Source organism: Tenacibaculum ovolyticum DSM 18103, assembly GCF_000430545.1.
In the GTDB taxonomy this organism is placed as follows: Bacteria; Bacteroidota; Bacteroidia; order Flavobacteriales; family Flavobacteriaceae; genus Polaribacter; species Polaribacter ovolyticus.
This window is the reverse complement of sequence record NZ_AUMF01000008.1, coordinates 222,994-242,208: the sequence shown is the minus strand read 5'-3', so window position 1 is coordinate 242,208 and position 19,215 is coordinate 222,994. Positions and strand designations below refer to the sequence as shown.

The following is a 19,215-nucleotide window of genomic DNA, read 5'->3' as shown; positions in this document are numbered from 1 at the left end:
TTGTTTATATAAATAGTTTCTTTTTTAAACAGGCTTAGTTAAATTAATTTTTAGGCTATTGCCCTGCGATTAAAATAGTGTTTGTTGTTTACAACCACTTTCGTGTTCTAATAACCATTTTTTTCGCCATATCCCACCAGCATAACCCGTTAAAGATCCATTTGAGCCTATAACTCGATGACATGGAATAATAATCCAAATAGGGTTTTTCCCATTTGCAGAAGCAACAGCTCTAATTGCTTTTGGGTCTCCAATTTGTTTTGTTTGTTCTAAATAAGTGTTGCTTTTTGCAAAAGGAATATTCAGTAATTCATTCCAAACCGATTGTTGAAATACGGTTCCTTGTGGATTTAATTTTAAATCAAAAACAGTTCTCGTTCCTGCAAAATATTCTTCTAATTGGGTTACACAGTTTTGTAAGCAGATTGGGGTATTTTTAGTTTTTGTTATTTCGAGCGGAGTCGAGAAGTCATCATCTAAAACAGAAACTGATTGAATTCCGTTTTCATTACCAACAATTTTGGCGGTTCCTATTGGAGTTTTATAATATGTAGTTTGTGTATTAGACACCAAATATATCTTTAGAGTTCTGTGTTGTAATTTCGGCAATTTCTTCGAAAGTTAAACCGTAAATGTCAACTAATTTATCTACAACATTACTAACATAAGCACTTTCATTTCTTTTTCCACGGTAAGGAGTCGGTGCTAAATAGGGGGCATCAGTTTCTAAAACGATATGTTTAATATCTATTTCGTTTAAAAATTTATTAATCTTACCATTTTTAAAAGTAGCAACACCACCAATTCCTAATTTCATATTATATGACAAGGCTTTTTTAGCTTGTTCTAAAGTGCCTGTAAAACAATGAAAAATACCGAATAAGTCATCTCCTTTTTCACTTTCTAATACTTCAAAAATTTCATCAAAAGCTTCACGGCAATGAATTACAATAGGTAATTTCTTCTCTTTAGCCCATTGAATTTGAGTTCTAAAAGCTTCTTGTTGTTGTATTAAAAACGTTTTATCCCAATACAAGTCAATTCCTATTTCTCCAATAGCATAAAAATTACGTTTATCAATCCATTCTCTTACATGGGCAAGTTCTTCCTTGTAATTTTCCTTAACATAGGTTGGGTGCAGTCCCATCATTAAAAATACGTCGTTAGGGTAGTTTTTTTCTAGGTCAAGCATTCGTTCTGTAGATCCACTGTCTATAGCTGGTATAAAAAAACGAGATACTCCAGCATCTTTAGCGCGCTGCATCATTTCGTCTCTATCTTGGTCAAATTCTTCTGAATATAAATGTGTGTGTGTATCGGTAATCATTTATGTATATTTACGATAAGCAAAAGTACGAGAAATGGCAAGTTTGAAAAAAATATTAAAGAAAAAGAAATACCTTAAAATAAAGCTGAAAAAGATAGTAACGAATCATTTAGAATTAAAAGCAGAGATAAATGGAGTTAAAGGGAGGTTTATTTTAGATACAGGTGCTTCAAATTCTTGTGTTGGATTAGATTTAATTGAACATTTTAAATTAATATCTGAAGAAAGTGAAATAAAAGCTGCTGGTGCAGGAGCTACAGATATGGAGACAAGAAAATCGGTAAGTAATAGTTTAAAAATAGGCAAATGGAAAACGGCTCAATGCGATTTGGTGTTGTTTGACTTGAGTCATGTTAATACCGCATTAACGCAGCACGATGCTGAAAAAGTTGATGGAATTATAGGAGCCGATATCTTAGAGAGTGGAAAAGCCTTTATAGATTATGACAAGAAGGTGCTTTATCTTAAAAAACTAAATAAAAAGAAGCGAAAAAGAATGATGAAAGTTCCGTTTTAATTCTAAGATTTTTTTATTAAAAAGAAACACTTATTAAGTTGAGGTAATTTATAAGTTCTAAAATTATAAGACCAAAGTTAATAAAGGTTACATAGTAGGATATGGCTTCTAGTTTGTATCGTTTACTTTTTTCTGTAGGTATTATTTTAGATAAAAAGAATAGTACGAAAAGCAAGAAACCTCCAATCATTGGTATATAGTACACAATGGTTTGTCCTTCTCCAAAAAATAGTGAAAAGGTGAGCGGGGTGCCAAATAAATAAGTAATAACCCAATTAATACTAAAAAACATAAACTGTAGTATTAGACTGCTTAAAAGAGGTGTAATAAAATCATCTTTTTCTCTTTTCTCATGTTCTTTAGAATTAAGAAAAACTATAATGTAAAAAGGGCAAAATGAATGTATGAGTAGTCTAAGCCAGAAATTTATTTTTAGTATAGGTAGGTTTGATGTTAGTAGTTTTGGATAAGATAATATATCAAAAAAGCTAAATGCGGTTAAGGTTAATATTGATAGTATAAGTAAGGGGAAAAATATGAAGCCCATAATATTACCTTCCATTCCTTTTAAGTAGGTACGTAAAGTAACAACTGTTATTAGCCAAGTAATTGATGAAATATATAAGTTTTTAGGAATAAAAACTTCCCAGAAATTAAAATCAATGTAAAAACTAAAAAGATAAGTTACACAGAGTATAGCGGTTAGATAAATTGAGTAGAAGAGTAAATAGGGTACTAATTTCAGTTTCGTAACATTTGTACCCTCTTTAGTAAAGAAATACGAATCTTTTTTAAATGAAAAAGATATAAAAATTAAAAAAGAAAAAGGATTAAAAAGTATATTAGTAATAGCAAGTAATATATTCATTTGATGTTCAGTAAAAACTTTTGAATGTTCGGTCTTCTCTAAGTTAGAGTCTTGTAAAAATATCTTAAAAGAAATAAAAAAGGGTAGTAATTTTAAAATTACTACCCTTTTTATATATAAAACGTATAAAGATTAACTTAATACTTCTTTAATTCTCTTAATAGCTTCACGTAATTGTAATTCTGACGCCGCGTAAGACATACGAATACAATCTGGAGCTCCAAAAGCAGCACCAGTAACGGTAGCTACATTTGCTTCTTCTAATAAAAGCATAGAAAAATCATTAGCATCCTTAATTTCTTTACCTTTAAAGGTTTTACCAAAGAAAGCAGATATATCTGGAAAAACATAAAAAGCACCTTCAGGTACATTAAGTTTAAAACCATCAATTTTACCTAATAAATCTAAAACTAAATCTCTACGAGTTTTAAATTCATCTACCATGTATTGAACTTTACTTGGTTCTGCTAAAACGGCAGTAATTGCAGCACGTTGTGCAATACAGTTTGTTCCTGAAGTAATTTGTCCTTGCATTTTTGTACATGCCTTAGCAATCCATTGTGGCGCACCAATAAAACCAATTCTCCAACCGGTCATAGCAAATGCTTTAGCTAAACCATTTACAGTAATTGTACGATCATACATGCTTTCAATAGCACCAAAACTAAAAGGCTTTGTACCATAGTTAATGTGTTCATATATTTCGTCAGATAAAATATAGATATTCGGGTGATTTTCTAAAACTTTAGCCAATGCTCTGTATTCAGCCTCACTATAAATAGTACCACTTGGGTTGTTAGGTGAATTAAAGAAAATCATTTTTGTTTTAGGTGTGATTGCTGCTTCTAATTGCGCTGGAGTAATTTTAAAATCATTCTCAATAGAAGAAGGAATTTCAACAAATTTTGCTTCACATAAAGTTGCAATTGCTGAATAACTTACCCAATAAGGAGCAGGTAATAAAACTTCATCTCCTGGGTTTAATAAAACTTGTGCGATGTTAGCAATAGATTGTTTTGCACCAGTTGATACTACAATCTGATTAGGAGCGTAGTTTAAATTATTATCACGTTTAAATTTTACGCAAATAGCTTCTTTCAACTCTACATATCCATCAACAGGAGTGTATGAATTATAATCTTGATTAATTGCTTCAATAGCTGAATCTTTAATAAAATCAGGAGTATTAAAATCTGGTTCTCCTAAACTTAAGCTAATGATATCTTTTCCAGCTAGTTTTAATTCTCTTGCTTTAGCAGCCATTGCTAAAGTCTGTGATACAGGTAAACTGTTAATTCTGTTTGATAATGCGTTTGACATTGTGTTGTTAAGTTGTGTGTTGTTTATGCTAGTTTTGGTTCTTTTCCTAAAGAACCTAATTGTTTAAAGTGCTCGATAAAAGCTCTTGTCATTGTTTTGTATTCGTTGTATGGCAAATTAAATTCTTCTGCCGTTTCCTTTACTATTTTCGCTAATTTATTATAATGAACATGCGAAATATGCGGGAAAATATGGTGTTCAACTTGATGATTTAATCCACCAGTATAAAAATTAACTAACCAGTTTTTTGGTGCAAAATTAGACGTAGTATATAATTGATGAACTGCCCAAGTGTGCTCTAAATTACCATCTTTATCAGGTAAAGGCATTTCTGTATTAGGTACTACGTGTGCTAATTGAAAAACAACACTTAAAATCATACCTGCTGTGTAGTGCATTATAAAGAAGCCTATTAAAACTTTATACCAAGCAATATCCATAACAAGTAATGGTAATATAACCCATAAACAGTAATACACTACTTTAGAAATTACCAACTTTGTCCATTCTACCTTCGGGTTTGGGAACTTACCGTACGATAATTTACGTTTTAAATAACTGCTCATTTGTTTAAAATCAGTAGTAATAGCCCAGTTAATAGTTAATAGTCCGTATAAGAAAATTGAGTAAAATTTCTGAAATTGGTGTATAGGTAACCATTTTGAATGTTTAGAAAAACGGATAATTCTACCAGCATCAATATCTTCATCATGTCCTTTAATATTTGTAAAAGTATGGTGTAGTACATTGTGTTGTACTTTCCAGTTATATACATTTCCTGCTAAAATGTAAATACTACTACCCATTAATTTATTTAACCAGTTTTTGCTTGAAAAAGAATCGTGGTTAGCATCGTGCATTACATTCATACCAACACCAGCCATACCAATACCTGTAATCATTACTAGTAAAACCATTACCCATTGTGGCATGCTTACGGTTAAAATTAATATAAAAGGAACTAAGAAAGCGGCAAACATGATTATGGCTTTTGAGTATAATTTCCAATTACCTGTACGTTTAATATTGTTTTCTTTAAAATATGTGTTAACTCTTTTGTTTAGAGTTCGAAAGAACTTTGTGTTATTTGTTCTCGAGAAGTTTATTGTCTTCATTGATTCAGGGTTATAAGAGACAAAAATAAACGTTTTTACTGTATGGTTATTGCTAAGAGGCAACTTTTTAACAAGAAAGATATCTTTTGTTATATAAATGACAATTACCATTTAGTTTTTTACTTTTGCAACGAAAAATATATTTAATGGAACTTATAAAAAAATACTTTACCGATTTAACTGAAACACAGTTAGAGCAGTTCTCTAAATTACAAGGTTTGTATGAAGATTGGAACTTAAAAATTAATGTTGTTTCTCGTAAGGATATTGATGAATTGTACTTACGTCATGTTTTACATTCATTAGGTATTGCAAAGGTTATGTCTTTTAAACCAGGTTCTAAAGTAATGGATGTTGGTACAGGTGGAGGTTTTCCTGGAATTCCGTTGGCTATTTTATTTCCTGAAACACAATTTCATTTAGTTGATTCTATTGGTAAAAAAATAAAAGTGGTAAATGAAGTAGTTGAAGGTTTAGGTTTGTTAAACGTAAAAACAACGAACGGACGTGTAGAGGAGGTAAAAGATACGTATGATTTTATTGTAAGTAGAGCCGTTGCACAAATGGAGACTTTTGTTGGTTGGACAAAAGGGAAGATTGCTAAAAAGCAAAATCACGATTTAAAAAACGGAATTTTGTATTTAAAAGGTGGTGATTTAACCGAAGAGTTAGAAAAATATACATCAGCAACAATTTATAATTTACCAGATTTTTTTGAAGAGGATTTCTTTGAAACTAAAAAAGTGGTGCATTTAGGAATGAAATTTAAGAGCTAAATAAGTTCACTAAAGAGTAATAAAAAAAGGCATTTGATTAAAAATCGAATGCCTTTTTTATATTAATCAAAGTTTTTATTTTTTAATAACCGAAAATACGTAGTTCATTTCCGAGGCAATTAATAAACAACAAGCAGCATATTTTTCTTTTTCTAAAGGTGTGTTATCATATGCTTTCGGGTCTTCAAACGTTATAGGAAAACGACCTTCGGCTCCTGTTATAAAAGGACATCCATCATCTGCTTGCGAACACGTCATAATTGCTCCAAATTCAGAAACAGGATTAAAATCATCGTCATACTTTTTAGAAAAACCAATTATAGGTAGCCCGTTATTTGTATATTTTATAGCAAAAACGGGATTGCTGTTATCTGATAATTGTTGAATTTTAAATCCAAAATCAACCAAAGTATTAACAATGGTACCATTCATTCTAGTGGCTTCTGTACCGCCAGAATATGTATAAACATTGTTAATGTTATAATTATAAGCCATTACCTGTGCCCATATTTGAGATAAATGACTTCGCCTAGAATTATGAGTACAAATAAAGTTGAGGTTAATAACCTGTTTTTTGTTTACTTTATCTTGTATATATTGCACTAAGGGGGCCAATATTTCTTTCCTTTCGTTAGAAACTACAGGTAAGTTATGGATGCTTTTATTTATTTGAGCGTACATTTCTTATATTTTAAAATTTAACAACAACCAGAATTAGGGTCGCAACTATTTTGTACTTGTATGTTTGATAATTTTACTTTTGGCTTTTCTTCAGGAATTCCACAGTTATCTTTTGCTAAACAATCTGTTTGTTTTGTTGTAAGTAAAAAATTTGTTCCGTCGAAGTCTAAACCATATTTACCAATTGTAGCACCTTGATACTCTACCTCAATATCTAAATCAGGAATGTTTAATGTTTTTTCTGAGAGTTCAATAATATGAACCAATTTTTCTGGATGTAACCTGTGATCATAATCATCAGCTTTCCATAATTGAAAGTTTACAACCTCTTCATTTCTTACAGTACCGCCACAGTCAATAAAGTTTTTCGTTATTTTTCCAACTTCAGTTACGTGAAAATGATTTGGTACTAATTCTCCATTAGGTAATTGAAAAGCAATTGTTTTTAATGAAGCTAAATGTCTTTTAATTTCTGATAATTTCATGTCTTTTTATTTTAATTGTAATATTGCGATAGATTATTGTAAATTTTTTTAACAGCAATTACTTGAGTTTCCATCAAGATTTAAAAAGCTATTTAATAATGTTTTTATTTCTTTCCAGTTTTCTTGGTCTATACAATAACAAACACTCGTGCCTTCTATGTTACCTTTAATAAGCTTCATATTTTTTAATTCCTTTAAATGTTGAGAAATAGTAGGTTGTGCTAATCCGATTTCATTTACTAAATCACCACAAACGCAAGAGTTTATTTTAAATAAATGTTGTAAAATGGCAATGCGAGCAGGATGCCCAAGTACCTTTGCTATTTTAGCAAGATCATTTTGTTCTGGTGTAAATATTTCTGACTTGGTAAGTCCCATTTGTTTAATTATTATATTGCAATATTACGATTAATAATTGATTTGACAAAATCACCTTATTTTTTATAGTAGTTATGCGTGGACGTTAAAAAAAGAAATAGTTTTTATTCTCTAATTTTTTTGAAGCTATTTCCCGCTTTTCGCACTCGCTCTCTGCGAGGAGCTCAAACAAATGCTACAATCGGGGCTAACCACTTTATAGAGTTTAGGTATGCTTTTTTAGAAGTTAGTAATTAAATACGTGCTGTTAAGTATTTGGTTTTTTGATTAAATTTTTATTGTCGGTTCGAGCGCAGTCGAGAATTATTAGCCTGTTAAAAATAGGTTTCGACTGCGCTCAATCAGACATTTTTCAAGGTGTTTTAATTAAAATATAGATAATTATATACTGATCTTTAAGTGTTTTAATTAAGTTATTTATACACTATTGTAATTAAACGTGTTGATTTTATTCCTTGTATTTTAATGATTCCTCTGTTATGATGGTTTCTATTATGGTTGCTGCGGCTTTTAATTTTTTGTTCTTTTTCTTAGCGAAATAAAAAACATCTTTTAATTGATTGTTACTTTTCCATATAAGCTTTAGGTTTTTGTTTTTAAGTTCTTCAGTGCATAAAAAACTTGGAATTAATGCAATTCCTTTACTTGTTTTTAAACATCTAATAATTGAATTCATGTTTGGAACAATGTAATTCGGTTTATTATACTCTTTTTTATTAAAGTTTGTAAGCCAGAATTGTTTTATAAATCCTGTTACATTAGAAGAACTATACCAAATTTGCTTTTTAAGTTCGTTTTCTAATGATTTCCAATCTTGGTTCTCAATAGTAGTTTCTATTTTTTTTGTATCTGTTTTATTGTTTGCAACTAACCATATATCTTGATGAAAAAAAGGAGTGTAATCAATATTTTGATTCGTGTTTTTTTTAGGTGTAATAACTAAATCTAAAATACCTTCTTCTAATTCTTTTAACATTTGTGGATATTCACCAAAATGTGCTATAATATCAAAATCAAAACTACTCATATTGGGTTCGAAAAAAGTTTGAAAAACTTCTGAGCACATTCCTATGCTTAATGTTTGCCTAATGCCGTTTCCTATTTTCTTGAAATGATTTTCAGATTTTTCTAATTTTTGTAAAGACTCTAAAATATAGTCATATAAAATTATTGCTCTTTCTGTGGCAATCATATTTCTAGATGTCCTCTCAAAGAGTTTGTAGCCTACATACGATTCTAAAGAACCAATATGTAAACTAACTCCTGGTTGTGAAGAAAATAGTTTTTTTGAAGCTCTTGTTAAATTTCCTTCTTCATATACTGCCTTAAACGTTCTGTACCATTCTAGGTTTATCATTGCTATTATTTTTATAATACAAAGGTATGATTTGTGTTATTTTAGTTATATGTTTTCTTGCTATATTTTTGTGTGATATAAAAATAAATATTAATGAAAAATATATTAATAATAAACGGTTGGCATTCGTTTGCAGATGCAAAAGGAGAATTCAATAAATCTTTATTTACGATTAGTAAATCTTTTTTTGAGGATAAAAATAATTATAAAGTTAGAGTGACTGAAATAAATGAAGTGTATGAAGTAGAAAAGGAAGTTTTGAAGTTTGTCTGGGCTGATGTTATAATTTATCACACACCTATTTGGTGGTTTTCTGTACCTTTTAAGTTTAAAAAGTATTTGGATGAAGTGTTAACAGCAGGGTATAGAAATGGGCTTTGGAATAGTGATGGAAGGAATGCTGAAAACCCAAAAAATAATTATGGTACAGGAGGTTTGTTAAATGGCAAGAGTTATATTGTAACAACAAGTTGGAATGCGCCTGAAGAAGCATTTACTTTAGCAACCGGGTTGTTTAATGAATTAAAGGTTGACGATAGTGCGCTATCGGGGTTTCATGCAATGAATAAATATTTAGGGTTAAGTTTAATGGCATCTATCCCATTTTATGATGTTGAAAAAAACGCAAATATTATTGAAGAGCTTAAGAGGTATGAGTCACTTCTTGGTATATACTTTAAATCTTTTAACTAATTTTAAGTTATTAGTTAGTTTATTTAGAATCGCTTATTTATATTTTGCTTTAAATAATCGGTTCTATTTGTGTTTATAGCGTGAGTTAATTTTTTGTTATCCGTCAAAGTCTCCACAATCATGAACTTCAAATTTTACTAGGTCTTTTTTTAATGTAAAATATTTACTAATTAGCAGGTCTTTATTTTTAAAATCAGCATTAATTATTTTTAATTCATATACTGGGTCATTGGCAATTCTTAAAAATTGAAAGCTGTAATTTTTAGTATTAATTTCAATCATATTTCTATTGGTTGATAGCTTTACAATGTCAAAACTTAATTCGGTTTCAGGGGCACAAACATTGGTTATAAAAATACTATGGTTTTCAATTCTAAATTTAGCTAAATCGCAGTTATAGCAGTTACCTGAAAAAGCTAATCCATATTTTTTATATACATCCTTTTCTTTTGCGTTTAAAATCTCTACTGGAATTAAAGTGGCTAATACAACGTTGTTTTTTTGAGTTTTAGTACGGTCGTTTTTACTTGCTTTATTTGTTGTTTTTTTAAGAGTGTCACTTTTTAATTCTTTAACCTTAGGTGTGTTAATTTTATCATTAACTTTTTTTTCTTTTTGTGGTTTACAATTTAAAAAAGAGATTAAAATAAAACCTAATAGAATAGTTCTTATCATGCCTAATTGTTTAGTGTTATTTAAAAATATAGCTTTATAAAAGTGCAGTTACACCAGCTTTGGCTACTTCAAAATCATTTTCAACAGTACTACCACTTACTCCAATAGCTCCAATAATTATGTTTTGTTTATTTTTTATAGGTATTCCTCCAGGGAAAGTAATTAAACCATTATTAGAATGTTCAATATTGTATAAAGGACCTCCAGGTTGAGATAATTGTCCAAGGTCACCCGTATTTTTACCAAAAAGACTTGCTGTTTTTGCTTTTTTTATAGCAATATCAATAGGGCCTAGAAAAGCACCATCCATACGTTCGAAAGTTACCAAATTAGCACTAGTGTCTACCACAGAGATACTCATTTTAGTATTTAAAGCTTCAGCTTTTGCTGTTGCATTGGCAATTACTTTTTTAGCTTCTTCTAATGTTATATTCATAGTGGTTGTAGTTTTTTAAAACTATTAAAGAAAGGGGTAAAAGTAAAGATTTGTTTTTTATAATAAGAACAGATGGTTATCTGAAAGAAAAGGGATTTTTATGTTTTTTAGATAATAAGTAAATAGGTTTAGCCCCGATTGAAGCATTTGTTTGAGCTCCTCGCAGAGAGCGAGTGTGAAAAGCGGGAAATAGCTTCAATCCATTTTTATTACTTTTCTATAAATATAAAAACCTCTTCATGTGTACTGAAGAGGTTTTAGAAAGATATATTTTATGAGCAACTGTTATTTAATACCAGCGTTTTTTCTTCTTTTTAGAAGCTTCAGACTTACGTCCTTTTTTGTTTTTACTAATGGTATTTGGTTGTTTTTTATGCTTAGGTTTTACTAAAAGGAAAGGTTGGTCTTCAATAATTTTTATAGGTCTCTTTAAAAACTCTTGAATTGCTTTAATGTAACTAGTTTCATCGGCACTACATAGTGAAAATGCAATTCCAGATTTACCAGCTCTACCAGTTCTACCAATTCTGTGTACATAAGTTTCTGGTACATTTGGTATGTCTACATTTATAACAGCATCAATTTTACTAATATCAATACCACGAGCAGCAACATCGGTAGCAATTAAAATATTTACTTTATTACTTTTAAAATCTTCAATAGCTTGGTTACGTAAAATTTGTGTTTTATCTCCGTGAACACTTGTTGCTTTGTAGCCATTTTTTAAAAGCGTTTGCTCTAATTTGTCAACACCGTATTTTGTGCGTCTAAAAATAATAATACGTCCTTGTATGGTATTGCGTAATAAGTGTAAGCATAAATCTACTTTATGTTTTTTAGGCGTATAGTAAAGTAATTGCCCAATTTTATTTACTGTATTGCCTGTAGGAATTACATTAACCGTTTCTGGTTTGTAAAGCATTGCTTTTGCCAAATCACTTACTTTTTCGGGCATTGTTGCAGAAAAGAGTAGTGTTTGTTTTTTACGAGGACATAATGCTTCAATTTTTCTTACATCTTGAATAAAGCCCATGTCTAACATTAAATCCGCTTCGTCTAAAACAAAGGTTTTTAATGCGTTTAAGTCAATACTCCCTTGTTCTTGTAAATCTATAAAACGACCAGGTGTTGCTACTAAAACGTCAACTCCTTTTGCTAAAATTTCTTTTTGTGGTTTTATAGAGATACCTCCATAAACCGCTGCAGCCTGTAATTTTGTGTGTTTACCGTAGGTATTAAAGCTTTCTTCAATTTGTATAGCTAACTCTCTGGTTGGACTTATAATTAAAGCTTTTATTTTTTTTACACCTTGTTCAGCTTGTGGTTCTTGTTCTAAATTATGAAGAATAGGTAAAGCGAAAGCCGCTGTTTTACCCGATCCTGTTTGTGAACCAACAATCACATCTTTTTTATCTAGTACTAACGGAATCACTTTTTGCTGTACTAAAGTAGCTTTGTGATATCTTTCTTCACTTAGTGCTTTTAAAATTGATTGATTAAGTTGTAAATCTGAAAACTGCATTGATTATTTTTTTTGCAAAGATACTCTAAATGAAGTGATATAAGTTTGTTTGCTTTTTTTTTGAATGTTTATAAAAAAGTTAACAAATAGCCAAGAACAGCACCACCTAAAACAATAAAAGCACTGTTTAGTTTTTTAAAGCCAAAGACAATAATTAAACTAGTGATAGCAATAACAATTGTTCGCCAATCTACTAAAGTATCTTTAGCCATGTTTATGCAAACAGCAATTATTAATGCTACTGCGGCAACATTTACTGCGTCTAAAATCGAACGAATAACTTTAGAGTTTCTCATTTTTGGTATTAACGGATTCAATACCAACACAAATATAAATGAGGGCAAAAAAATACCGATTGTAGCTGCAATTGCACCTGTTATTCCGTTTAGTTGCCATCCAATAAAAGTGGCAGTAGATAAAACAGGACCTGGTGTTATTTGACCAATGGCAACAGCATCAATTAATGCTTGCCTTGTTAACCAACCATTTGCTACTAATTCTGAATCTAAAAAGGCGAATAATACGTAACCACTACCATATAATATGGCTCCTATTTTTAAAAAAGTTACCAATATTTTTATGTTACTTAAGTTTATAAATTCACTTGCTTGAAATGCAATCAGCGGAATAAAACTGTGTAAATTGTTTTTATTTTGTTTAAAAAAATACAATCCGATACCTAAGAGTCCACAACTAAAAAGTGTTATAATTTCATTTATGCCTAATAAGCATGTAGTTAATGCAATGATTCCTAAAATGGCTAACTCCGTATTTTTTATTGCTTTTTTACCTAGTCGATATGCAGCCATAACGATAATGGCAATTACTGCGGGTTTTATACCGTAAATAAAAGGTTCAACTTTTGGTAACTGACCGTATTCTTGATATAGCCACGCAAAAATAGTTGTAATAATTACTGCTGGAAAAATAAAACTGAACCCCGCAACAACTAATCCTTTCCAACCTGCTTTTTCATGACCACAATGCATCGTCATTTCTGTTGAGTTTGGTCCCGGAATTAAATTTGTAGCTCCTATAAGGTCTAAGAAATGTTCTTGGGTCATCCATTTTCTCTTTTTTACTACTTCATCTTCCATCATGGCAATATGAGCAGCAGGACCTCCAAAACCAATACTTCCTAGCTTAAAAAAGAGTTTGGCTATTTCTTTTAAGTCGTTTTTTTGTGACATTATAAGTTATCTAATTTTTTTGAGATACAAAGTTAAAAATAAAAACCACCTCATTAGAGGTGGTTTTTTGAATAAGTATTGTTTAAGTATTTATTAATTATTTTTAAAGATTCCTTTTTTAAGGTTAATATTCTTAGTGCTGTTATTTTGGTGAGTTTTAGCGCTAGTATTATCGGTTACAACCTCTAATTTATATTCATTAGTCTCTCCGTATTTTGTTTCAACTATTGTTAAATTATTTTCTGTTAAGTTTGTTATCGATACTAATCCATCTTCTTCAGTACAAGTAGGTTCTCCATCCCATGAATAACACATTGTGTTTTCAGATGCGTCTTTCCACTTCCATTCTGCTAAACCACCATTAACTTCTTCTGTAGGGTTTTGTAATTCTACGAAATAGGTTCCTGCTTGAGAGAAAATAACTGTAAGTTCGTATTCCGTACCTTTTACATTTTCGTTATCAACTTCTACCATTTTCCATGTTCTACATAATAAGTCTGTACTAGTAGAGCTATCAATTTTAAGAATTTTTGTTGAGCTTACCTCAATACTGGTAGCTGTTTTGTCGTCTACGATTGTGAAATTCATTTCAGTATCATTAATACTAGAAATTAAAATTTTTCCAAAGCCAATAAGGTTTATTGTAGTCTCGTCAACAATGGTATATTCTCCAAAAAGAACGCCGTCATTGTTTTTTGATAAGGTGTTTTTTCCCTGAGTACTACTTTTTACAATAATATAATTACCGTCTTTATTAAATTCAAGAGATTTGTAATTACTATTGCTAATTTCCCATTTAGCACTAATTGATTTTTTTTCAATTAATTTACCTTGAATTTCTTCATTGTTTTTACTACATGAAATAACCATTAAGGTTAAACATAATAAACTAGCTAATTTTTTAATTTTCTTCATAATTAATTTATGTTATTTTGATACAGCTAAAGTAAAAAAAATAATTGTATTCAATTGTTGAGTAGAAGAGTTGCTATATGATTTATATCAAGTCATTTATATCATCTTGAAAGACATTGTTTCTGTGGTAATCTAAATACGCTTCTCTATCCTCTGGAAATATTCTCATTTTGTTTTTAGCATTGGGGTTAATCTTTAATTTTTCCCATGTATAAGAACTTAATTGAGTTCCGCAAACCAATTCTCCATTATCAGTAAAAGTGATATATCCTTGGTCAAATAATTTATCATAAGTTGGTGATAATGCTAATCCATTCAAGTAATCTAAAGCCTGATCATTTTCATTATTTTTAATGCAAGTACTATAAGGCTTTATATGACTTGCAATTAATAGGCGTTCGTCTGTTATTTTTGTAAATGGGCATTGAGGCATGTGATTAATAACCTCACGTCTATATTTTTCAGCACCTTTTCTATAAGTTCTTTTTTTTGCGGTATCTACTTGAATATCCTCTTGTTTTACAGCCTGTTCAGCTTCTAAAGATTTTGGATGTACAAATGACCTAAATTGATAATCTAATAAAATTCGGAAGTAGAATAATGGTTCTGAGTTTACATCATGAACAGGAACTAATTTTAGAATAGATAAATAACTAATACTTGGTAAAATTAATTCTCTCCACACTTTCCAAATAGAATCATCAGAACGAATATAACCTCTATTTTGTTTTTGTAAAAGATTATCAGATGCATCATAAATACTGAAAAAGACTTGATTAGTTTCAAGATTATTTACTTCTTCTAATCTTTCATTGTAGTATTCATTTATATTATTATGGTAGTGTTGTTCTTGCGCATAGTATTCAGTCTTAGCATCATTCAAATATTTTAGAAAATTAGATTTACTAAAGAAGCATTTATTTTCACTAATTAGTGCTCCACTTTCTTTTGCACTACCAAAAGTTTTTCGCTTTTTATTTTTATCAAAGTGCTCTAAACCCCAATTTGAATAGTTGAAAAAATTAGACATTCTTTCTCCCTTCTCTCCACTATAAGTTCCAACGTGTTTTTTTGATTCGCCGTTACCTTTAAATTGGGCTAGTTTATTTCTCCTGTGAATAAAGCTATCTTCTGCTCTGAAATCTTGAATAGAATCTATGATATAATATTCTTCTCCTTCAATTTTAATTTTTTGTAGATTATCCATTTATTTCTTTTATCTTTTAAGTACTATATCCCTATGATATTCTAAGAATATTTCTCTACCATCAATAGGAAGCAATGGAATATTGAGTCCATCAACAATATTTAATCTTTCGCAATTAATTTGTGATATTTTAGTAGATACGATTATGTTTTTATTTTCATTAAAGGAAATATATCCTTTGTCAAATAATTTATCATAAGTTGGAGTTAGTAAAAGGCCGTTTTTTTTATTTAATCTTTCGTTATTATTTGAATTACGCCAAGGTTTAATATGACTCGCTATTAAAAATTGACTATCATTTACACCAGTGATCGGACAAAAATTACAATCCGAAATTAAATTTCTCCTAAAAACTCCTTGGCCTATCCTTGATTTTACTAATTGGGATTTTTCCGTTTGTGATAAGTTATTGGTATTATCAATTTCACTTAATAAATTCGCTTCATCTTGATTTATTTCAAAATTTTGTAGATCTATCCAATTATTTAATTCTTTGCTAATTTTGTTTGGTTCAGGAAATAAATCGAAAAAATATTCTTTGTTATTTCTATCTATACTAATATCTACTTCTGTGTAATGCTCTAAGTCTAGGTAAGTAGTATCATTTTTTAGTGAGACAATTTTATCAATAATTTGAATAACATTAGAATGTTCGTTAATTGAGTTCTTTAGTATATCAAAATTTCCAATTTTCTCTCCAAACAAATTAATTTCAATTTCTTCCCAATTAATTATTTGTTGTGTGTTAAAAAGTTTTTCACAAAGAATACTGTGGATAGAAAAAGGTATTAGATTTTCAAAACCTTTTTTTGTATAAGGATTTGGAACGCAATAATGTTTTATCCAATTAGATAAGTAGGCTTTGACTTCTCCTGTGGTAGGTGTATGTTTAAATTTTGGAAAAAAAGAATTGTCATTTTCATGATACAAGCCTAACTGACAGGCTAATTGGTAAGGTGTATGAAAGAAATTCCCTCCAAACTTTTCATTTACTAATTTTCTTGCCTCATTTTTAGGCATTTCATTTTTAGGTAAAAGGTTTATTAAATAAACGACAGTGTCTATTTTTGGATTCCGCCATCTACATATTGGGTCAGCCATACATTGTTATTTTTTTGCAAATTTGGTTATATCCATTTGTTTTAATATGGCAATTAGAACATCAACTACAATACTATTTCCTGCTTGTCTGTACATTTGTGTATCACTGACTTCTTGTTTAAAATCGTCTCTAAATCCCATTAATCTCAGGCATTCCTTAGGTGTAAGTTTCCGTATTCTACCTTTGTTGTGAGTTACATAATTATCAACGCCAGCTCTATGCATTTTATGCATTGATTGTAATAAAGGCCTAGCAACTTCTAAATCTGTTTTAATAGATGTTTTAAAATTTTTAGTGCCCTCAGTTAAAACATATTTTTTTGTTTTTTCAAGAAGGTAGTATTTTTCTTCTACTTCGTTTACATCAAAAATTAGTTCGTTAAATTCAGGGTTTTCTTGACTTTCAAAAATGAAATCTCCATGCCAATTAAATTGTTGATTGGCTTTTTGGCAAATTGCAATATCACCATTTATCTGAGTATATCTTTTTTTTCTGTTTTTTGAGCTGGTTACGAATTTAACTCCTTTTTCTTTTAGATAATATTTACTATCAGTATAATCTTCAAGAAAATCTTGCATTTTATATTCTAATTTAATTGGTTTTGGAAACTCAAATTTCACTTTCTTGTCTTTGAATCCAATCACAAAAATTCGTTCTCTATGCTGTGGAACTCCATAGTTTTTAGAGTTTAAAACTTGATAAAAATATTTATATCCTAGCTCATCAAATGTAGCTTTTATTGTTTCAAATGTATTTCCGCTATCATGATTAATTAAACCTTTAACATTTTCAAAAATAAAAATTTTAGGCTGACTTTCTTTTACAACTCTAGCGAATTCATAGAAAAGAGTACCTCTAGTATCTTTAAAACCTTTTCTTTTTCCAACCATTGAAAATGATTGACATGGGCTGCCTCCAACTAATAAATCAACTTTACCTTTGTATTTTTTTCCGTTAATTTTTTGAACATCATCATACCAATTTTCTTCTTCTATTTTATAGTTAGTGAAATAACTTTGTTTGGCAAATTTATCAATATCACTTGCAAATATAATTTCGGAATCTAATTTAAGTCTTTTAAAAGAATATTCTATTGCTCCAATTCCAGAAAACATTGTTGCAACTCTAATCTTTGCTTTAGGATTAGAGAACTCCATTTCAGTCCAATTTTGTTTTTGTTTAGTATTTGCATAATGTAACTTTAATTGTTCTTCAACAATATTAAGTACATCTTTATAATGGGGATAGTCCTTTATTTCTTGAGTCACTTTTGAAGAATAATACTGATTAAGGATTTTTTTTTGTTCAGTTTCAAGTATTTCAGAAAGAGGACTCAGTAGGTTTTCTGATAAATTTCGTTCTTCTCGTTCTATTTTTCCAAGTGTAGAAGTGTCAATATCTAAGTGAGAAGCTACTTTTTTTAACGTAAATCCAAGTTCAGTTCTACGTTGTTTAATATATTCTCCAAAAGTATCTGTCATCTGTCATCTTTAGTTTAGGACAAAAATAGTCCAAAAATATGGAGTATAATAATTAAAAAATATTTTTTTAATTATTATAAGTTACGCTTAAAAACTTATGAAATTAAATTTTTATAACAAAACATAGGGGCTTGAAAAAAGTTTAAAACCAAACTAAAAAATAGACTGCTCCGATAACGTAGTAAAGTTCTCTAAAAAATTCATTCCTTTATAAGAATTTCCTTTTTCATTTAATTTAGGGCTCCAAACGGCAATACTATATTGGTTTGGTAGTATGGCAATAATACCACCACCAACGCCACTTTTACCCGCTAAGCCTACTTTAAAAGCAAATTCACCAGACTCATCATAAAAACCACAAGTTTGCATTAATGCATTAATCCTTTTCGATTGCCCTATTGTTAATATTTGTTTGTTGTTATGAGGTGCTTTACCATTGTTGGCTAAAAATAAAAACAAGTCAGAAAGATGTTCGCAACTTAATTCTAAAGAACATAAATCAAAATAAAAATCGAGCACTTTACTCGGTTCGTTTTTTATGTTGCCAAAAGACTTAATAAAATTACATAGCGCTACATTTCTGTAACCTACCGATTTTTCAGAAGCAGCTATTTTCGCAGAGTAATTAATGTCGTTATTACCTGAAAGACTTCTAATAAAGGCAAGTAAATCTTCTTTAGGGTTCTTTAAATTACTGACAAGGATATCTGAAATGACCATAGCTCCAGAATTTATAAAAGGATTTCTTGGTATTCCATTGTCATTCTCTAATTGTACAAGTGAATTAAAGGCAGTACCTGAAGGTTCAACCCCAAGACGTTCCCATATATTACCTTCAAATGTTTTGTAAGCTAAGCAAAGTGATAAAACTTTAGCGATACTTTGAATAGAGAATTTTTCTTTAAAATCACCTATCCCGTGTTTTAAAGAAGAGGTTGTAGAAATATGAACCCCAAACTTATTAGGATCTAAATTCGCTAACTCAGGAATATAGGAAGCAAGTTTACCTTTACTTTCTATTTTATTAACTCCTGAAAACACCTCTTGTATTATTTTTTGATAATCCATTTTTTCTAATTCACTTTATTACAAAATTGTAAATAACAAAACTACTAGAAAATAATTGAATCAAACAAAAAAGCAACCTCAAATGAGGCTGCTTTTTTTTGA

At 29.7% G+C, this 19,215-nt stretch carries 21 protein-coding genes; 3 read left to right on the top strand and 18 right to left on the bottom strand.

Features of this window, described 5'->3' with window-relative positions; all coding sequences use genetic code 11:
* Positions 1-69: 69 nt before the first annotated feature.
* The gene (locus H518_RS0101000) at positions 70-570 is read right to left on the bottom strand and encodes a methylated-DNA--[protein]-cysteine S-methyltransferase (protein ID WP_043706295.1); all 501 of its coding nucleotides are present in this window, start codon (positions 568-570) and stop codon (positions 70-72) included.
* Positions 563-1,327, bottom strand: a complete 765-nt coding sequence (locus H518_RS0100995) for a TatD family hydrolase (protein WP_028887343.1) — start codon at positions 1,325-1,327, stop codon at positions 563-565. The genes H518_RS0101000 and H518_RS0100995 overlap by 8 nt, the downstream gene beginning before the upstream one ends.
* 34 nt (positions 1,328-1,361) lie before the next feature.
* Between H518_RS0100995 and H518_RS0100990 the strand changes: the two genes are divergently transcribed.
* Positions 1,362-1,844, top strand: coding sequence for a retropepsin-like aspartic protease (locus tag H518_RS0100990; protein ID WP_028887342.1), 483 nt, complete (start codon positions 1,362-1,364; stop codon positions 1,842-1,844).
* A 16-nt stretch (positions 1,845-1,860) separates the two neighbouring features.
* Here the strand turns inward: H518_RS0100990 and H518_RS0100985 are convergent, their stop codons facing one another.
* The 3 genes from H518_RS0100985 to H518_RS0100975 form a co-directional block, all read right to left on the bottom strand.
* Positions 1,861-2,712: a hypothetical protein gene (locus tag H518_RS0100985; RefSeq protein WP_028887341.1), complete on the bottom strand. Its 852-nt coding sequence runs from the start codon at positions 2,710-2,712 to the stop codon at positions 1,861-1,863.
* 132 nt (positions 2,713-2,844) lie between these two features.
* Positions 2,845-4,032: a pyridoxal phosphate-dependent aminotransferase gene (locus H518_RS0100980; protein ID WP_028887340.1), complete on the bottom strand. Its 1,188-nt coding sequence runs from the start codon at positions 4,030-4,032 to the stop codon at positions 2,845-2,847.
* A gap of 23 nt (positions 4,033-4,055) precedes the next feature.
* Positions 4,056-5,147, bottom strand: coding sequence for a fatty acid desaturase family protein (locus tag H518_RS0100975; protein WP_028887339.1), 1,092 nt, complete (start codon positions 5,145-5,147; stop codon positions 4,056-4,058).
* 146 nt (positions 5,148-5,293) lie between these two features.
* On the opposite strand from H518_RS0100975, the gene rsmG reads away from it, so the two are divergent.
* Positions 5,294-5,923, top strand: coding sequence for a 16S rRNA (guanine(527)-N(7))-methyltransferase RsmG (gene rsmG, locus H518_RS0100970; protein ID WP_028887338.1), 630 nt, complete (start codon positions 5,294-5,296; stop codon positions 5,921-5,923).
* A gap of 75 nt (positions 5,924-5,998) precedes the next feature.
* Here rsmG and H518_RS0100965 read toward each other — a convergent pair whose 3' ends face one another.
* From H518_RS0100965 to H518_RS0100950, 4 genes are all read right to left on the bottom strand, one after another.
* Positions 5,999-6,604 (bottom strand): low molecular weight phosphatase family protein, encoded by a 606-nt coding sequence (locus H518_RS0100965; protein ID WP_028887337.1) that lies wholly within the window; start codon positions 6,602-6,604, stop codon positions 5,999-6,001.
* Positions 6,605-6,621: 17 nt separating this feature from the next.
* Positions 6,622-7,089 carry a DUF6428 family protein gene (locus H518_RS0100960; protein ID WP_028887336.1) on the bottom strand — a complete coding sequence of 156 codons (468 nt, stop codon included), beginning with the start codon at positions 7,087-7,089 and terminating at the stop codon, positions 6,622-6,624.
* A gap of 48 nt (positions 7,090-7,137) precedes the next feature.
* On the bottom strand, positions 7,138-7,467 hold the full coding sequence (locus tag H518_RS0100955) for an ArsR/SmtB family transcription factor (protein WP_028887335.1): 330 nt from the start codon (positions 7,465-7,467) through the stop codon (positions 7,138-7,140).
* Positions 7,468-7,915: 448 nt separating this feature from the next.
* Entirely contained in the window at positions 7,916-8,824 is a 909-nt protein-coding gene (locus tag H518_RS0100950; RefSeq protein ID WP_028887334.1) for a LysR family transcriptional regulator, read from the bottom strand.
* 93 nt (positions 8,825-8,917) lie between these two features.
* On the opposite strand from H518_RS0100950, the gene H518_RS0100945 reads away from it, so the two are divergent.
* Positions 8,918-9,517, top strand: coding sequence for an NAD(P)H-dependent oxidoreductase (locus H518_RS0100945; protein WP_028887333.1), 600 nt, complete (start codon positions 8,918-8,920; stop codon positions 9,515-9,517).
* A gap of 96 nt (positions 9,518-9,613) precedes the next feature.
* Here the strand turns inward: H518_RS0100945 and H518_RS18970 are convergent, their stop codons facing one another.
* From H518_RS18970 to H518_RS0100900, 9 genes are all read right to left on the bottom strand, one after another.
* Positions 9,614-10,192 carry a hypothetical protein gene (locus H518_RS18970; RefSeq protein WP_051263616.1) on the bottom strand — a complete coding sequence of 193 codons (579 nt, stop codon included), beginning with the start codon at positions 10,190-10,192 and terminating at the stop codon, positions 9,614-9,616.
* A 34-nt stretch (positions 10,193-10,226) separates the two neighbouring features.
* On the bottom strand, positions 10,227-10,628 hold the full coding sequence (locus tag H518_RS0100935; protein ID WP_028887332.1) for a GlcG/HbpS family heme-binding protein: 402 nt from the start codon (positions 10,626-10,628) through the stop codon (positions 10,227-10,229).
* A gap of 289 nt (positions 10,629-10,917) precedes the next feature.
* The gene (locus H518_RS0100930) at positions 10,918-12,150 is read right to left on the bottom strand and encodes a DEAD/DEAH box helicase (RefSeq protein WP_028887331.1); all 1,233 of its coding nucleotides are present in this window, start codon (positions 12,148-12,150) and stop codon (positions 10,918-10,920) included.
* Positions 12,151-12,218: 68 nt separating this feature from the next.
* Positions 12,219-13,340, bottom strand: a complete 1,122-nt coding sequence (gene chrA / locus H518_RS0100925; protein WP_028887330.1) for a chromate efflux transporter — start codon at positions 13,338-13,340, stop codon at positions 12,219-12,221.
* Between the two features lie 93 nt (positions 13,341-13,433).
* Positions 13,434-14,255, bottom strand: a complete 822-nt coding sequence (locus tag H518_RS0100920) for a hypothetical protein (protein ID WP_028887329.1) — start codon at positions 14,253-14,255, stop codon at positions 13,434-13,436.
* A gap of 82 nt (positions 14,256-14,337) precedes the next feature.
* Positions 14,338-15,462 (bottom strand): HNH endonuclease, encoded by a 1,125-nt coding sequence (locus H518_RS0100915; RefSeq protein ID WP_028887328.1) that lies wholly within the window; start codon positions 15,460-15,462, stop codon positions 14,338-14,340.
* Positions 15,463-15,471: 9 nt separating this feature from the next.
* Positions 15,472-16,563, bottom strand: a complete 1,092-nt coding sequence (locus H518_RS20315) for an HNH endonuclease (protein ID WP_051263615.1) — start codon at positions 16,561-16,563, stop codon at positions 15,472-15,474.
* Positions 16,564-16,569: 6 nt separating this feature from the next.
* Positions 16,570-18,045 carry a DNA (cytosine-5-)-methyltransferase gene (dcm, locus tag H518_RS0100905; RefSeq protein ID WP_081411132.1) on the bottom strand — a complete coding sequence of 492 codons (1,476 nt, stop codon included), beginning with the start codon at positions 18,043-18,045 and terminating at the stop codon, positions 16,570-16,572.
* 153 nt (positions 18,046-18,198) lie between these two features.
* On the bottom strand, positions 18,199-19,113 hold the full coding sequence (locus H518_RS0100900) for a glutaminase (protein WP_028887326.1): 915 nt from the start codon (positions 19,111-19,113) through the stop codon (positions 18,199-18,201).
* Between the last annotated feature and the right edge of the window lie 102 nt (positions 19,114-19,215).